Raw genomic sequence first — 17,077 nt, forward strand, 5'->3', positions numbered from 1 at the left:
CACTGAAAACACCGATCTTAAGCAACGATTTTTGTCTATTAACCCGTTGAGGACACCACCGTGACGTTCGACGTTGACGGTGCGACCTCGCAGACGACTCTTGCCGATGCTGGCGTTAGCGTTGACGTTGACAAGACCGTCGACGAAGCGTTCGAAGGCAACAAGAATTTCTTCACTAAAATGAAGGCTCTGTTCGTCAAGAAGGACGTTGCTCCGGTTCTGGTCACCGACGACGTGATCCTGTCCGAGTTCGCGACCACGCTGGCTGAATCGACCGGCACTGTCGCCAAGGAAGGCACTGTTGTCCTTGGCGGCGACGGTGTAACTTTCGAAGGCACCGAAGCTGTTGCTGGTGCGCTGATCGATACACAGACCGTGAAGGACGGCGTGCTGGCGCAGGCGAGTACCTTGACCTCCGGATCCGTTACTCTTTCTCCGGTTCAGCGTGAGCCTAAGGCGACAACCGAAGACGCTGCCGAGAAAGCCACTGAAGCAAATGCTCTGGTCGCCGTTGACGTTTCGATCAACACCGGAACAGAAACCGTGACCGCAACACCGGCAGAAAAAGCATCGTGGATTGAAGTCACCACAAACGAAGACGGCTCGCTGAAGGCTCCTTCGGTTAACCTTGAAAAGGCCACCGCGTGGGTTCAGGCAACCGCTGAAGCATCAAACACCGCCGTTGTGAACGGCGTGAACAATGTGAACTCTGCGGGTCAGGTTCTGACTGTCTTCAAGGAAGGCCAGCCTGGCAAGAGCGTCAACAATGTCGATGCGATCGCTCAGGCACTGGTTGAATCTGTCAATGCCCAGACCGCGTACAGTGGCGAATTTACCTATGATGAGGTTCAACCCACCTACGAGAGCCGTCAGGTCGCTGAAGGCGCAGAAAACCTGGTCTACCAGGCGCTCGACGGTGAAAAGTGGATCGACGTCAACCTCAGCGAAAGCACCGTCATTGCATATGAGGGTGGCACGGTCGTTGGCGGCCCCTACTACATGGTTCCCGGCGCCCCCGCGACCCCGACTGTCACCGGCACCTATCACGTCTACTTGAAGTACGCGAAGCAGACAATGCGTGGCGAAAACGTTGACGGTTCCAAGTACGAAACTCCGAACGTCCCGTGGGTTACCTACTTCACCGGTAGCTACGCGTTCCACGGTGCACCATGGCGTTCATCTTTTGGTTGGTCCGGTCCCGGTGGCTCGCACGGTTGTGTGAACATGCCGGTTGAAGCGGCCAAGTTCATCTACGACTGGTCCGACTACGGCACCACGGTGGTTTCCCACTACTGAGGTATGCCCAGGATTTTACGGGGCTCGCTACGGGCTTTTACCAAGGCTTTTACGGGGCCCGCTATAGGCTTTTACCTACGGGCTTCAACCAAGGTCTGTCCGCACGTTTTTATAGTGAAGGCTCAGCGGTTGTATGTCGCTGAGCCTTCACTGCGTTCTGGCTTCCTCGGTTTAGAAGTAGTACGGGTGCCCGCTCCAATCGGGCTGACGATGCTCTAAGAATGCATCGCGTCCCTCTTGTGCTTCCGCAGTCATATACGCCATGCGTGTGGCCTCGCCCGCGAACACCTGCTGGCCTGCCATTCCATCATCTGCCAAATTGAAGGCGAACTTGAGCATGCGGACTGCCTGGGGGCTCTTGGTAGCGATTGTGGCAGCCCACTCGAGCGCGCGTTCCTCCAGTTGCGCATGGGGAACCGACGCATTGACGACGCCCCACTTTTCAGCAGTATCGCCGTCATAGCGCTTAGCGAGGAAGAAGATCTCGCGTGCCCTTTTGTCGCCGACCTGGCGGGCCAGCAGAGCTGACCCATATCCGGCGTCAAAGGACCCAACATTCGCGTCAGTCTGCATGAACGCAGCGTGCTCTTTCGACGCGACGGACAGGTCACAGACCACGTTCAGAGAATGCCCGCCACCGGCAGCCCACCCAGGAACTGCCGCGATGACAACTTTCGGCATGGTACGAATCAAACGCTGAACTTCAAGAATATGCAGGCGTCCAGCCTGAGCAGGATCTACTTGCTCGCGACGAACTAAAGTGTCGGCTTGAGAGTCGGCTCCGTCCACTTCGTATCGGTAGCCGTCGTTGCCCCGCACGCGTTGGTCTCCGCCCGAACAGAAGGAATAGCCACCGTCCTTGGAGCTGGGGCCATTGCCGGTCAGGATCACCGCAGCGACATCGCCCGTCATCCGTGCGTGGTCGAGGCAACGATAGAGCTCATCAACGGTGTGGGGGCGGAAGGCGTTTCTAATGTCGGGGCGGTCAAATGCAATTCGAACGACGGGCATGTCGGTGCCCTTGGGGCGGTCGTCTTCGGTTTCGCCACGCGAAATACCGCGATGGTATGTCATGTCGGTCAGCGTGAATCCTTCGACCTCGCGCCAGCGGGCAGGGTCGAAAGTATCGGAGATGAAAGGCAGTGCGCTCATGCAACCAGCCTAGCGTCTTGCCTTCCGTGAAGCTCACGAGGCTGGGACTCCTTGTGGAAACCAGTTATCCACAGGTGTCCCCTGTGAATAACGACAATCTACAACTGGGCGTCCTCACAGTTTGTTGAGACGCCAATTCGGGCACAATGGAAGTATGAGCGAATCCCATGGCGAACTGACGCGCATTGATATGGCATCTTTGCCGAGCCATGTTCGTCGCGTTCTTGATGGCGTCGATGATCTGCTTCTTCACCATCTGCCGATGAACGTGCGTTTTAGGCGCGTGACCAGCAGGGAAGGACTGCTATTACACGGGCCGTCCGGCTGGGCAGAAGCAGCGCCATTTTGGGATTATGACCCGGTTGAATCCTCAACCTGGCTGGCTGGCGCCCATTCGGTGGCGACTGGACCGCGCAGAACTTCACTGCGAGATCGCGTTCCCGTGAATGTCACGATTCCGGTTGTCTGCGCATCCGATGCCTACCAGAGAGTCATCAGTTCGGGTGGTTGCGCTACAGCGAAGGTGAAAGTTGCGGATCCCAATACTGAACTGAGCGAAGATATTGCTCGAGTCGAAGCCGTTGCTCAGGCGCTTGTTGATACGGTCGGAGCCGAACACGGTCGTATTCGAGTCGATGTGAATGCCGCATGGGATGTGGACTACGCGCGAAAAGCCGTTCCTCAGCTAGACCGTGCAGCAATGCAGGTGGGCGGTCTTGAATACGCAGAACAGCCGTGTGCCAGCGTCGAAGATTTGGCAACCTTGCGTCGTTCAATTGATGTGCCCATTGCTGCAGACGAATCAATTCGCAGGGCGGAAGATCCTCAGGCAGTTGCGCGCGCTCAGGCCGCGGATGTTGCGATCATTAAAATTGCTCCGCTTGGTGGAATTGAACGAGCCCTACAGATTGGTGAGCAAACCGGCTTGGACCTAGTGGTTTCGTCCGCCTTGGAATCCAGCGTTGGCCTGGGAGTCGGTGTGCGGGCTGCTTCGCTTCTGCCAGGAACGGTACGCGCGTGCGGATTGGCGACATCGCATTTCTTGGCTTGTGACGTTGTTTCTCAAAGCCTGCTTCCTGTTGACGGCTTTTTGCCGGTGCGCGACGTTGAACCAGATCAGAGTCTGGTTGATGCCCGCCCCGTTGACGCTGAAATACGTGACCGGTGGCTTCACCGTCTTGACCTCATGTGTGCGCATCTCGAATCTGTCGCTGGAGGACATCATGCCTGAATCCCAGTCAATTGTTCTTGCCCAGCGCATTGTCGGTGCGCTGATTGCTGCGGGTGTCAATGACATCGTGTACTGCCCTGGGTCTCGTAGCGCGCCCCTTGCCTACGCTCTTGACTCAGCAGTGCGGGGCGGCCTTGTCCGCGCCCATATTCGTCTTGATGAGCGCTCAGCTGGATTCCTCGCACTCGGCTTGACCAGAAGATGGGCAAGCGAGCCTACCTGCCAAGACGTCGAGGACCTGTCGCCGGTTGCGATTGTGACGACTTCGGGCGGGGCGGTGGCTGAGTTACATGCGTCGGTCGCCGAGGCCGCTCACGCTCACCGGCCTCTGATCGTTCTCAGCGCGGATCGTCCAGATGAAATGCGCGGTGTTGGAGCATCCCAAACCACGATTCAGTACGGCATTTTCGGTCCGCACGCTCCAACTGTCCTTGATTTGCCAGCGGATACCAAGCCCGATCAGCGCGTTGACTCGCGAGTGGCTCGAGCCGTGCATCGCGCATGTGGTAGACCGTCAGGTGTTGCGGGTCCCGTTCACATCAATGTTGCGTTTCGTGATCCGCTGACACCTCAGTCAGGTTCAGTGACACTTGAGCCTTTGTCTCTTGCCAAGGTTTCATCGCCGTCGATCTACCGGCCTCGTCGTCTCGGTCAGGCGTGGGAAGAGGTCGTTGATTCGTCACTGCGAACTGTGATCGTGGCGGGCGATGGCGATGACCAGAGTGGGCAAGCCTGGGCGGATTATGCGAAGATCCCGATTTTTGCTGAACCGACCAGTGTTCTTGCGTGCGATCCGAATCGAATTGCTCACCAGCAGGTGCTCCTTGCCTCGCCCTTAGCAGATCAGATTCAACAGGTGATCGTTACCGGCCGTCCGACCCTGTCGCGTCCCGTGTCTGCGTTACTTGGGCGCAATGACATTCGTTTGATTGTTGTCGACCCGCATGATGAGTGGGTTGATGTTCAGGGGCGTGCCAGTGAAGTGGTGGCGTCGCTTGCTCCGCCACGCCAGATTTCAACGGACGACGCGTGGCTGGAGCAGTGGAAGGAAGCTGGGCGAAGAGTCTCCCAGCAGATTCGCACGATTCTTGATGAATCCCCGATGTCTGTGCTTGTTCTTGCTGACTTGGTGTGGAGTCACGATTCGCGTCCGCTGATGGTGGGAGCATCTAACTCGATCCGTGCGCTTGACCTGGTTGGTGTTGACGGGCATGGGCGCTCCGTTGTTTCTCACCGGGGGCTTGCGGGAATTGATGGCACGATTGCTTCTGCGATTGGTCTGGCATGTGTTCGCGAAGAGCCGACTGTTGCGCTGATGGGGGATCTGACATTCTTCCACGATGCGGGTGCGTTGGCTATCCCAGCGGACGAGGTCGCCCCCGATTTGTTGATCTTTGTTGCTGACGATGGCGGCGGGTCAATTTTCTCCACCCTTGAACACGGTCGCCCAGAAAACGCTCCGACGTTCGAGAGATGGTTTGCGACTGCTCAACCGCAGTCTCTTGAGCATTTGGCTCACGCCTACGGCGTGGATTATGTGGAATGTATGACGCGTCAGGACGTGATGCGCGAGCTTGATTCCGACGTACACGGGATCCGGATTTGTCATGTGAAATGTGCTCGACCTGCGCAAATTGCTGATGTGAGGAAGCTGGCGGATCAGATTGAGTACCACAGGAAACGTACAGGAAAGATTCAGTGAGTCGGCAAGAAGCGGGTGCACACTAATGTCATCAGCTTCCGAGAAGCACTCAGTTTTAACACGCTAGCTAATGAAGGATCCGCAATGAGCGACTCACCCAACAATGGCGAACAGCGCGCCTTGTCATCAGAACCGACGAAGGCAGAAACTACCCCCACAGCTAAGTCAGCACCACGTGTCCAAACGCAGGCCAGTGACGCGGGCGCTTCGGGGACGTCGGAATCGACTCCGCTCTCCCGCTGGGCGGGGCGTCCCGCTCAAGTCTCTGGTTCAACCACGCCAACAGAGTCGTTTCCAACTAGGCCGACAGAGTCGTTGCCTCACGCAAGGTTTGCGCGTCCAGCTTCACCCGCTCAGCAGGCGAGCGCGACCGGTTCGGCTTCCGCGCAACAGCAGGGGTCATACGGAACAGGTTCTGCGTACTCCGGCATGACCTCCGGTGGCACCTACCGATCTGCAACGAGTGGCCAGCCCTACCAGCCGTCGAGCTCTCAGGCTTACCAGGGCGCGAGGGCCACTCAATCAGCAGGCTTTCACCAGCCGAATCAGCCAGGATCGCGTTCGCAGGGAGCCTCGTACGCGGGCGGGAATGGGCCGACGGCGCAGACTCACGCCTACCCCTCACCTTTGAGTGCACCGACAAATACGCCGACGGCACCTGTTGCAACGCAGAGTCCGAAGCGTCGCGGTCCTAGCTGGCTTGCAATGATCCTTGGCATGGTGGCTACCGCTGCCGTGTCCCTGTCGGGAGCCTTCGCGATGCTCAATGCCAGCCACGGAAAGGCAAGCGAAACCGATTCGTCAGCAAACACGGCGACAAGCGCGTCAACCGTTCAGCCTGTTAGTACCAGCGGTGAAGACCCTGACTGGCAGGCGGTTGCGGCAGCTGTCCAACCCGCGGTTGTCACGATTTCAGTGCAGTCCAGCTCGTCCTCCGGTGTTGGATCCGGCGTCATCTACAACGCTCAAGGCGACATTGTCACGAACTACCACGTCGTTTCAGGTGCGACCGGTGCCGATGCGACGATCCAGGTGACTCTCAGTGATGGTCGCTTGTATAACGCGACAGTCGTCGGAACTGACCCGACAACTGACCTTGCGGTTATTCGCCTGGAAAATGCTCCTTCCGACCTGACGGTCGCTGCCTTCGGTTCGTCGTCAGACTTGGCAGTCGGCCAGGAAGTCATGGCCGTGGGCGCTCCACTGGGCCTGTCAAACACTGCAACCACCGGTATCATTTCCGCTCTGAACAGGCCAGTTGAAGTTTCGAGAAGCAAAGAAGACTCTCAAGAGGCTGACCCGAACGATCCCTTCGGTCAACTGCCTGGTTTTGGTGGCGGACAAGAAGAAAATCAGGCTCGGGCTCAGGCCTCCACGGATACTCAGATCACCAACGCTATCCAAGTTGATGCATCCATTAACCCTGGTAATTCCGGTGGCCCGCTGTTTGATGCGACCGGTCGGGTGATCGGAATCAACTCGTCGATTGCGTCGAACACCAGCTCGGACAAGGCCGGGTCGATTGGCTTGGGCTTCGCTATCCCCGTTGATTTGGTGACCTCCGTGGCCGATCAGCTAATCGCAACCGGCACCGTTGACCATGCGGTTCTGGGCGTTTCGGTGACCACGAAGGCTGTTGCCGTTGATGGTTCTAACGTTGCGGGCGCCTCGGTTGAGGAGTTGACGCGTGGCGGTGCCGCCGCTCAGGCCGGGTTGCAGGCAGGGGACGTGATCACCGCCGTTGATGGAGAGCCGGTGTCCTCGTCGAAGCAGTTGACCGGGTACATTCGTCGCTACCGTAGCGGTCAGGAAGTAACGATCACCTATGTCCGCAATGGTGAGAAGCGGGATGTGACCGTCACGCTCGGCAAGGCGTCCTGATAGCTCTGCTGATTCGAACTCTCGGTGGGCTCACCCTTTGGGTGGGCCCACCTGTGTGTATCTGCATGTCTCGTTGCGCTTGGTGCGGACAGTTACTCCAAAAAGATGTGACATGTCTCGCGGGAGTGCGGGGGGGGGTGGTGCTTTCTTGATGACGAGGAAGATAATGTAAGCGTCCCACTGTATATGTGAGCCGGAGTTTTCTTCGTTGAGAACACAGGCGTTTCTAAGAATAAGAGGTGAGTGATGAGGAATTATCGATCTCCGCGGAAGGCGGGGGGGGGGGAGTAGCGTAGAGCGCCTACTCGCGCTCGCCGTCTCTGCCTCGGTAGTCCTAGTAGGCGTACCAGCAAGCGCATGGGCTACTGAACAGATAGAAGGCTCAGAGAGTGCGGTTTCTAAGGTGCAGGCTCCTGCGTCTCAGACTGCGCCGACCGATTCGTCATCCCAGGCAGATGTATCGAACAATGGGACGGGAGCGTCGGCTTCAAATTCGAGCGATTCTAAGAATGCTCCAACGGAAGACAAGCAGTCGACTGACTCTACTGAACCAACCGATTCGTCATCGCTTCCTTCTCAAGCGTCACCCTCCGATTCAAATCAGACAGCTCAGCCACGGAGGCTTCCTCGTATGGCGCCGGCTAACAAGTCTCTGTCTGACGTCTGGGTGAATGCTGATTCTGGCACTGATGATAATGCCGGCACTTCTGCGGATGCGCCACTTGCATCGCTGAAAGCTGGTTTAAATGCACTTGGTGACGGCGGAACTTTGCATATCGCAGGCACATTCACAACCGGCACTCCGCTCACTATCCCAAGTGGTGCACACCTTGACGTGTACTCAGATGCCACCTTTACCGGTTCAAACGGCCAAAACGGCATCATTCTTTCTTCCGGCGCAAAGCTGAGTGCCTCTCACGGCGCTAAGCTCACGATGAGCGGTTTTGCAACTGCTCTTGATATTGCTTCTGGTGCGGAAGTCAACGATGGTACCTACATCCTTGATCGGAATGCGATTGCTTTTCACCTGAAAGGCACATTCAATGGTTCGTCGCGAGAGGCGCTGACCGTATCTGCCATGGAGAGCACTGGGCGAGCTTTCACCTATGGGACAGGTTCTAGCTTCAACAACTGCACGGTGAATGTGCAAGCGAAGAATGAAACGAGCGAGCAGTACGCTCCGCTTGTGATGAGCAATGCGTCGCTCACCACGCGCGGAGTTTGGTACTACCTGAATCCTGAAAAAGACGCGTATTCTCTCGATCTGAATAACTCTGACTTGTATGTTTACAAAGCCACTGGTTCTCATGCGTACAAGCAGACGATGGCAATTTTCGGTCAGCTTCGAATCGTCAACGGCTCTACGCTCACCTCTGACGGATCGCGTATTTCTCAGGGCCAAGATTCAACCATGGAAGTCACCGACTCCACGATGGTCTTCAAAAACTCCACCGCAGGTGGCTACAACATTAACTACCAGAATTCAAAGGCCACGTTTACGAACTCCACTCTCGTCGGTGAAAACCTGCGGTACACCCCGCTATTCGGAGTTGGTCTAACACAACCAGAAGGCCAGTTCATTAAGTTTGTTGGCAACAGCGTTGTCAACACTGTTGCGGTAGATAAAATAGCTGATAATGGTGGTGCGAACCCTCCTGCGCAGTACGTTGTAACCGGTGGCTCGTTCAAGATCGCTTATGATCCGAGCTACAACTATAACGTCACCACACCGACGAACGGTGCCGAGAACGGTAATGAGCGACTGAGCCTGCTGACCTTGGCGGATTCTTCCACGAACGTGTTGAATCCGAAGAACATTAACGGTGACAGGTACACCTATAACGTCGAGCGTGCCTCAGATGATGGTCTCAAACACGTGTGGGTACCAAGCGCCAAGGTTACCTACGTATTGAACAACTCCAACGCCTCATTCGCAGACGGGTCACAACAGTCCAAGACTGCTACCACAATTCGCGGGTATGCCCTCGACACGATTGCTGGAAATGTGGATCCCGGTACTCCGACTGACGCGAATGGAGTCGAGTTCCTCGGCTGGTTCTATAGGGATGCCGCTGGTGTGGAACACTCGTTTGAAGCTTCATCTGTCGTGGATACGAACCTTGAGGTTTACGCTAAGTGGAATGCAGCGTCGGTGATCTACCACAACAACAACGGTGGCACGAACTTCGTCAGTGCCGTTGCTCCCTCGGCTCAGTCAGCGACTGTTCTGGACTTTGACTCGATCAGCGCTCAAGATTCAACATTTGCTGTTCCAGGAAAGACGTTCAAGCATTGGACGACGGATCCTGCAGGGCATGGCAAGCCGATTGCTCCGGGCGAGACTCTTCCCGTGACGGGTGCATCAAGCATCGACTTGTATGCGCAGTACGACGTCAACCTGTATCAGGTTGCATTCTCTGCAAATGGCGGTCGCTTCTCAGACGATTCCGTTTTCAAGACGAACCCGGACGTGTTCACGGTTATTGCCGATCCCAACGGTGGCGACGTCGCAGTACTGAAGAAGAAGGCAGAATACGGCGACGAGTTCCGCTCTCTTCTTGGTGCGCTCGACTACAACACGCTTGTGCCGGATCAAAAGGCTCAGAAGAACGGATGGATACTCGGCGACACGACGAGTTGGCATGCAACCCCCACCGGTGGAAAGAGCTATAACTTCAAGGACCGGCGTTTGTGGTTCTTCAATACACCAGGCGATAACCCACAAATCACGGAAGATGTGACCTTCTACCTCGGATGGAAAGAAGATCCGAAGGTTGAAAAGATCCAGCAGGATGGTGAAATCCCCGGAGATATCTGGGGTGTCAGCCCCGCCGAAAGCTCCAAGGAACAATTTGTTCGCGTTGGTGACACATTCAGCGTGACCGGTGTTATTAACGCAGATTCCATCAAAGATCAGATGAACATGATTGAATCGTTGTTCCCTGAGGTCACGGGTAGTGATCGTTCTGCGGTCATGATGGATCGAAGTGCTAACAGCGAAAACTCGAAGCTTTCACAGATTGCTTTGACTTCTCCGGCATCGACGTTCACTGCAACGTTGACCATGCCGGAGGGCGTCACTATCCCTGAGTCTCCTCAGGTGACTCCGGCAGGTTTGGGTGATGCTTTCGAGGTCACGGACGTGAAGGTTGACGATCGCGACATCACCGTGACCCTGAGCCTGAAAGCGGGAATGACGGATTACGCCAAACTCAAGGCGGCTGTAGAATCTGTTACCCCGATGGCTGATGGCGGTTTAACGCTGACGGTTAATGGTTTGGGTATCGATGGTGACAAGGTTGCCAACGGTGACAAGCTCACGCTAAGCGGAAAGGTTACCGGTTCATTCTCGGCAGTTGCTACAAGCCCCGGTGGCACCTCAAAGCGTTTCAAGTTTGCTTGGAATGCGGTGCAAGATCTTCCGACAAGGGATCCGAACTCGAGCAACGTCAAGGCAATTGAGTACACGCTCGTCGTAGTGAAGCCGTATCAGGGGATTCTGCCCGCCGATATTTTGGTTGGTGAAGAAACTCAGCATCATGCTGCTTATCCGGTGCGCCGTGGGGAATCGCTCGACTTTGTAGGCGCACTGAATGTTGAGCCTATTAAAGAACAAATGAAGGCAATCGAGGCTCTTTATCCTGGGGTTGCTGATTACGAGAAACTTGGGATTCAGGTTCGCAACTTTGGCTTCGAAGCAACCTTCACTATTCCGGAAGGCCTCTCGCTTCCGGCAGAAGTCACGCCACAAGTTCTGGACTTTGGTGAAGGCTTCAAGGTTGAGGAAACATCAGTTCACGGTCGAACCCTTACGGTGAAGATGACGCTGAATAAGGACGTCACGAACTACGCACAGTTGAATAAGATTGTTATGGATGCTGGTGCGAAGGATCACTGGATGAAGATGGTTATCCCCGGTGTCACGGTTAATTCGGATGCTCCGGCTGGTAAGCAACTGACGGTCTTTGGTGAAGTCACCGGCGCGTTCGAAGCGACAGCTACCTCTGAAGCTGGAACGGCTAAGGAATTCAACTTCTTGTGGAGTGCGGAACAGTGGTCTGATGGCAGGGATGGCATGGCCGATGCTTCGGATAAGTCCATTCGTTTCACGGTCATCACTCCGGAGCAGGCGCTGTTGCCCGCCGACATTCTGGTCAATGGTGATACCGAGAATTCAGCTATCCACATGACCAAGCGTGGAAGTGAATTGAACTTCTCGGCAGACCTTGATGTCAGCGGGATTCAGAAGAAGATGGAAGAGATCGAAGAGAGCAACAACGTGCCCGCGGAGCACTTCGATCGAGTGTTGGTGAAGCAGATCGAGAGTGAATTCACGACTCGCATTAGTGTTCCTGAAGAACTTCGAGCAGTCTGGCCGAAGGACAAGGCAAGCTACGCGCTGACCGGAACGGATGCTTTTGAGATCTCGGATGTGACGTATGCAGATGGTGTCGTCACTATTTTGATGACGCTTAAGGGGGACTACCCGACGTACAAGGCTTTGCGTCAAGCAATTCATGATGATACGAAGCCGAGCTTGAGTCTGACAATGGCTGGCTTCAAGGTGCCAGACACCGCGCCGCTCGACCAGAACATCACCGTGAGCGGCGAGGTTTCTGGATACATGAAGGCGTTGGCGGCAGTTGAAGGTGGTCGTTCGGCATCGTTCTCGATGGAATGGGTTTCTGTCCAGAAGGAAGGCGGGCGCGACAAGATCCTTGAGGGAACTGACAGCTCAGCAGTTCAGCTCACCTTGAAGGTCACGGAAGATCCTGCAGTTATCGATGTCAAGCCACCATCGCCTGCAAAACTCGCGAAGACGGGTGCTACGCACCTTGGGCTGTCTTTGTACATGTCGCTAGCTTTCCTTGTTGCAGGTGGCGCCATGGTGGCATCCCAACGACGTACTCGCAAGGAGTTCAACTGATCGGCGGGCAGAGCGTTATTCGGTATAGCGTGCTGTACCAATAGCTGAGGCGTCTGTCAGACGGAACAAGACCCTGGCTTCTGCGGACACAGTATGTCCCCCTAGAAGCCAGGGCCTTACTGTCTATCGACCGTTGTTTTTGGATCGGTCTAGGTGTCTCTCTTCTGCTGCAAGTGCCCCGACTGCGCTTGGTGCGACGGTTTTGCTTGGATAGTCGTGTTTGTGTCGCGTGGGGTGTAGTTGGTGTCGTGCCACGACCCTGACCCTGGCACCAGTTGCACCTGGTGCGACGGATGTGTGTCTAAAAGGTCGGATCTGTCGCGTGAGGTGCGGTTGGTGCCCCGCCAGGACCTTGACCTAGGCACCGGTTGCACCTGACGCGACGGATGTGTGTCTAAAAGCTTGGATTTGTCGCGTTGGGTGTAGTTGGTGCCGTGTGCGGGCTGGTTTTTTTGTTCCCGACTGCACTTGGTGCGACGGTTTTGCTTGGAAACTCGTGTTTTTGTCGCGTGGGGTGTAGTTGGTGTCGCGCTAGGGCTCTGGCCTTGGCGCCAGTTGCACCTGACGCGACGGTTCCGCGCGGAAAGTCGTGTTTTTGTCGCCTTGGGTGTAGTTGGTGCCGTGCCACGACCCTAACCCTGGCACCTGTTGCACCTGGTGCGACGGATGTGTGTCTAAAAGCTCGGATTTGTCGCGTGGGGTGTAGTTGGTGCCACGTCACGATCCTGACCTTGGCGCCAGTTGCATCTGACGCGACGCTCTACCCGCCAAGCGACAAAGTCAGCCGGCCAGAGATGCCCCTCACAAGCTGAGTGCCTCCAGCAGTGGCGCCATCTTCTGGCGCGTTTCTGCAAGCTCAATCTCAGGATCAGAATCCGGCATAATCCCGCCACCAGCAAAAATGCGCAGTGTATGCCCGTCGTCTTCAACAAGGCCACACCGCAGGGCAATGCAGAATTCACCCTCACCGTCGGCGTCGATCCAACCGACTGGTCCGGAATAGCGTCCGCGTGCGGTTTGTTCGTGAACTTTCAGCAGCTCAAGCGCCTCGAGGCGTGGTGTCCCGCAGACTGCTGCGGTCGGATGTAAAGCGGCGACTGCATCCAACAGGTTCGAATCTGCCAAAGTGGCGTGAATGTCGGAAGCAAAGTGGACGACGTTCGGGAGCTCCAAAATGAAGGGGTCATCGGGTGCGTTGACTTCAGATACTAGGGGAGCGAGCGCCGAAACAACGGAATCAACCGCCAAAGTGTGTTCGCGACGATCCTTCGCGGATGCGAGCAATTCGTCGGCATGGCCGGCGGGTGCAGTTCCAGCCAAGACTCGCGAACGCAGTTGAGAAACGTGCACGGACGCGAGCATTTCAGGAGTGGCGCCCACAAGGTCATGGACGGCGAAACGCCAGGTCTGCGGGTAGAGCCTATTGAGTCGAGCAAGAAGATAGCGCTGGTCAATCGCGGTTTCAGCCCGTACGAGCATGTCGCGCGCCATGACGGCCTTCGCGGCATCCCCAGCCTGGAGGCGCCTCGCGAGTTCTTCGACGCTGGACGCCCATTCGGCTTGCGTCATCCTGCCGGTATCGGTCACGAGGCCGCCCGGCCCGGTCAGTTCGCTGTCCTTAAAACTGGGGCGGAGCTGGGCGAGCACCTCAAGCGGATCGCGAGCAGTATCCGAGCAGGACATTGAAACCGCCCAGCGTTCCTTGTTGGTCGCCGCGATCACGAATTCGGGGACGCTCAGGTATGAAACAGAGGGGGAAACGAAACCGTAGGACCCAAAAGCAAGGGGAAGGTTGAGGCCAGTGTGGTCGGCCTCGCTGATTGCAGATCGGCGCACCTGGTCCCACCACGATGCCGAATCGGAAATAGCGGACGGGGTGTTGGAGGACCATTCGGCGGCGGTGCCCCAGCCGACCATTGATTGACGCCACCCGAACCACACGAAAGGTGAAACGCCGTCGGGGATCAGTTCAAGCAGTGGCGTGTTTTCCCAGCGGGTGCCTTGAAGTGAGGCTGCGCGCACACGCAAAGTGGGAACGGAAAGCTTGGTGGGCATGGGTCAATATTACTCGCGCGACTTTGCTGGGTTGTGCGCGCCTCACCTGAGTGGGGGTGTGTGTGGGTGAATCAATGCGGGTGTTTTACTGGTGAGGGCAGGCGTGGGAGCGGGGATGCGCGAAGTGTGAACGAGCGTGCGATATGGGCGCGGGTATGACACGAGGCTCCGACGTGGGAAGATAGGGGTATGGAGAATGAATCTTCGGGCGCACTGCGCGCTGACCTCACGAAATCAACCACCGACGTCGCATCGATGTTCGACCGTGTTGCCGAGCGCTATGACCTTATGGATGCGCTGATGACAGGCGGTATGGATCACGTGTGGATGGTCGCGTTGCGCAACGCGGTTAAGCCGGCACCGGGGGAGAGGATCCTTGATCTTGCTGCGGGCACGGGCGCTTCGTCGGCAGCCTTGGCGAAGGGCGGGGCGGAGGTTGTGGCTTGCGACCTGTCCGAAGGCATGATCGAGGTTGGTCGCCAGCGTCACCCCGACATTGAGTTCGTCCAGGGTAATGCGCTTGACCTGCAGTTCGAAGATGGGTCCTTTGATGCGGTGACGATTTCGTGGGGTCTGCGTAATATCCCAGATCCGGCTCGCGCGCTACGTGAGATGGCGCGAGTTGTTCGTCCACGAGGCCGCCTGGTTGTCTGCGAGTTTTCAACCCCGCCGAACGCGGTTTTCCGTAGGCTCTACAACTTCTACCAGTCCACCGTGATGCCGGTGATGGCAAAAGCAATGTCGTCGAATGATGTTGCCTATGACTATCTGATCGAGTCGATTCGTGATTGGCCGGATCAGCAAGATGTTGCTCGAATGATCGCCGCGAACGGCTGGACCGATGTCCAGTATCGAAACCTTACTGGCGGAATCGCGGCACTGCACCGAGCTGTGAAGCCGTTGCCCTAAGGGCACCACAGATCAATGAGGAGGAAGGCGTACCGAATTAGGTACGTCTTCTTTTTCCGAATTGAATGCATCTTTGTTAACGCTCGCATTTCACTTTTCCCGAAAATCCGCCTTTCTTGAAGAACGGGCGCACTCGTTGGCGCAACAGGCTACGCTTTCAATTCGGATCGCGGTGCAGTGCACACCGCTCCGACTTGCACATCTGCGCAGCCCGTACAGCTGCGCTCACTTTTTTGGGAGGGCTACCAGTGGTCAATGACCTTACTGGCGTAACGGATGCCGACGTCATTATCGTCGGTGCCGGACCTGCGGGTTCCTCCACCGCATATCACCTGGCAAAGCTAGGGATTGACGTCCTCGTCCTTGAAAAAGCAGAGTTTCCGCGCGACAAGATTTGCGGTGACGGCCTGACTCCCGCGGCCGTCCACGAATTGATCGCGATGGGCATGGACATCTCCACGTGGAACCGAAACCGAGGGCTGACCGTCGTCGGCGGAGGACACACGATTTCCCTTGACTGGCCTGATCAGAAGTCGCTTCCGGGCTATGGGATGACGCGCGCACGCATGCAGCTGGACCACGATCTGATCCAGCATGCAGTGCATGCGGGCGCCCGTCTGATGGAGGGAATTACCGTCACCGGCGCACTGACCAGTCCAATGGGTCGCGTGTGCGGTGTGAAGGCAAAGAAGGGGCGCGGTAAAGACGCCGAAGCCTTGGAAATGCGCGCCAAGATGGTTGTCGACTGCGGTGGTGTTTCTGCCAGGCTCGCTACCTCTCTCGGCATCGAAAAGGTGACCAAGCGCCCCATGGGTGTTGCAGCGCGCGCCTACTTCAAGTCGCCTCGTGGCAACGAAGACTACATGGAATCCCAGCTGGAACTCTGGTCGGGCGTGCCCGGGCAATCGGCCCTGCTCCCCGGTTACGGCTGGGTCTTTCCCATGGGCGACGGAATCGTCAACGTTGGTTTGGGCTCTGTTGCCTCCACAGCCAATGCGACGCAACTTCCCTACAAGAAGGTCTTCGAACAGTGGATCGCGAACGTGCCCGAGGAATGGGGATTCACCCCTGAAAATCAGATCGGCCCGCTCCGCTCAGCTGCCCTCCCGATGAGCTTCAACCGCAAGCCACACTACGTGTCGGGTCTCGTACTCGTTGGTGACGCAGGTGGCCTGGTGTCTCCGTTTAATGGCGAAGGTATCGCACCGGCTCTGAAGGCGGGTCGCTTCGCGGCCTCCTGCATCGCCCAAGCTTTCTCGCGCACCACGTCGGTAGGCATCGACCGCGCCATGAGTGAATACCCCGAACTTCTCCGCGAAGAATACGGTGGCTACTACCAGCTGGGCCGAGTCTTCGTGGCTCTCATTGAAAATCCGCGAATCATGCAGCTCTGCACTAACAAGGGCCTGCCAATTCCGCGACTTATGACTTTCGTTCACAAGCTACTTTCTGACGGCTATGAACGTAAGGGCGGCGACTTTGATGACCGCCTCATCACAATGTTGACAAAGATGGTGCCGTCCGTATGAACGCCCTTCACTTCTTTCAACCCCGGGAGGAACGATGACGAATCCCTATTTTCCGTTGCTGATTATGGCTGCGGCTGCACTCGTGCTGGCACTTGGTGGCCTTGGCGCATCGGCGATTCTCGGCCCGACGAAGAAGTCTAAGACCAAAGCTGACAACTACGAATGTGGCATTGAACCGACCTCGGGGCACCTTCACGAAGGTCGCTTCCCGGTTCGTTACTACCTGGTCGCCATGACGTTCATCATCTTCGACATTGAAGTCGTCTTCATGTACCCGTGGGCAGTGAGCTTCAGCCAGCTCGGCCTGTTCGGGCTTATTGCAATGCTGACGTTCATCGCGCTCATCACCGTGCCATACGTGTACGAGTGGCGACGCGGTGGCCTGGATTACTGAG

Annotated in this window: 10 protein-coding genes; 8 read left to right on the top strand and 2 right to left on the bottom strand. The window is 56.6% G+C overall.

From position 1 onward, the window contains the following. The first annotated feature begins 60 nt into the window (after positions 1–60). Positions 61–1,296, top strand: coding sequence for a L,D-transpeptidase family protein (locus tag PG731_RS05060; protein WP_270772572.1), 1,236 nt, complete (start codon positions 61–63; stop codon positions 1,294–1,296). Positions 1,297–1,467: 171 nt separating this feature from the next. Here the strand turns inward: PG731_RS05060 and PG731_RS05065 are convergent, their stop codons facing one another. Beyond that, positions 1,468–2,448, bottom strand: a complete 981-nt coding sequence (locus PG731_RS05065; RefSeq protein WP_270772573.1) for a 1,4-dihydroxy-2-naphthoyl-CoA synthase — start codon at positions 2,446–2,448, stop codon at positions 1,468–1,470. A 154-nt stretch (positions 2,449–2,602) separates the two neighbouring features. Between PG731_RS05065 and PG731_RS05070 the strand changes: the two genes are divergently transcribed. The 4 genes from PG731_RS05070 (at position 2,603) to PG731_RS05085 (ending at position 12,189) form a co-directional block, all read left to right on the top strand. After that, the gene (locus PG731_RS05070; RefSeq protein WP_270772574.1) at positions 2,603–3,679 is read left to right on the top strand and encodes an o-succinylbenzoate synthase; all 1,077 of its coding nucleotides are present in this window, start codon (positions 2,603–2,605) and stop codon (positions 3,677–3,679) included. Further along, complete coding sequence (gene menD, locus PG731_RS05075; protein WP_270772575.1) at positions 3,579–5,381, top strand: 2-succinyl-5-enolpyruvyl-6-hydroxy-3-cyclohexene-1-carboxylic-acid synthase; 1,803 nt, start codon at positions 3,579–3,581, stop codon at positions 5,379–5,381. The genes PG731_RS05070 and menD overlap by 101 nt, the downstream gene beginning before the upstream one ends. 84 nt (positions 5,382–5,465) lie before the next feature. Then, positions 5,466–7,262, top strand: coding sequence for a trypsin-like peptidase domain-containing protein (locus tag PG731_RS05080; RefSeq protein WP_270772576.1), 1,797 nt, complete (start codon positions 5,466–5,468; stop codon positions 7,260–7,262). Positions 7,263–7,893: 631 nt separating this feature from the next. Then, positions 7,894–12,189: an InlB B-repeat-containing protein gene (locus tag PG731_RS05085; RefSeq protein WP_270772577.1), complete on the top strand. Its 4,296-nt coding sequence runs from the start codon at positions 7,894–7,896 to the stop codon at positions 12,187–12,189. Positions 12,190–12,990: 801 nt separating this feature from the next. Here PG731_RS05085 and PG731_RS05090 read toward each other — a convergent pair. Beyond that, positions 12,991–14,244, bottom strand: a complete 1,254-nt coding sequence (locus PG731_RS05090; protein ID WP_270772578.1) for an isochorismate synthase — start codon at positions 14,242–14,244, stop codon at positions 12,991–12,993. Between the two features lie 189 nt (positions 14,245–14,433). On the opposite strand from PG731_RS05090, the gene PG731_RS05095 reads away from it, so the two are divergent. From PG731_RS05095 to ndhC, 3 genes are all read left to right on the top strand, one after another. Then, complete coding sequence (locus PG731_RS05095; RefSeq protein ID WP_270772579.1) at positions 14,434–15,153, top strand: class I SAM-dependent methyltransferase; 720 nt, start codon at positions 14,434–14,436, stop codon at positions 15,151–15,153. Between the two features lie 248 nt (positions 15,154–15,401). After that, the gene (locus tag PG731_RS05100) at positions 15,402–16,682 is read left to right on the top strand and encodes a geranylgeranyl reductase family protein (RefSeq protein ID WP_270772581.1); all 1,281 of its coding nucleotides are present in this window, start codon (positions 15,402–15,404) and stop codon (positions 16,680–16,682) included. A 34-nt stretch (positions 16,683–16,716) separates the two neighbouring features. Next, complete coding sequence (gene ndhC / locus PG731_RS05105) at positions 16,717–17,076, top strand: NADH-quinone oxidoreductase subunit A (RefSeq protein WP_006680798.1); 360 nt, start codon at positions 16,717–16,719, stop codon at positions 17,074–17,076. The last annotated feature ends 1 nt before the right edge of the window (position 17,077 follow it).

Origin of the sequence: Pauljensenia sp. OF14-1SRA (assembly GCF_027694595.1) — a bacterium.
GTDB classification, from domain to species: domain Bacteria; phylum Actinomycetota; class Actinomycetes; order Actinomycetales; family Actinomycetaceae; genus Pauljensenia; species Pauljensenia turicensis_B.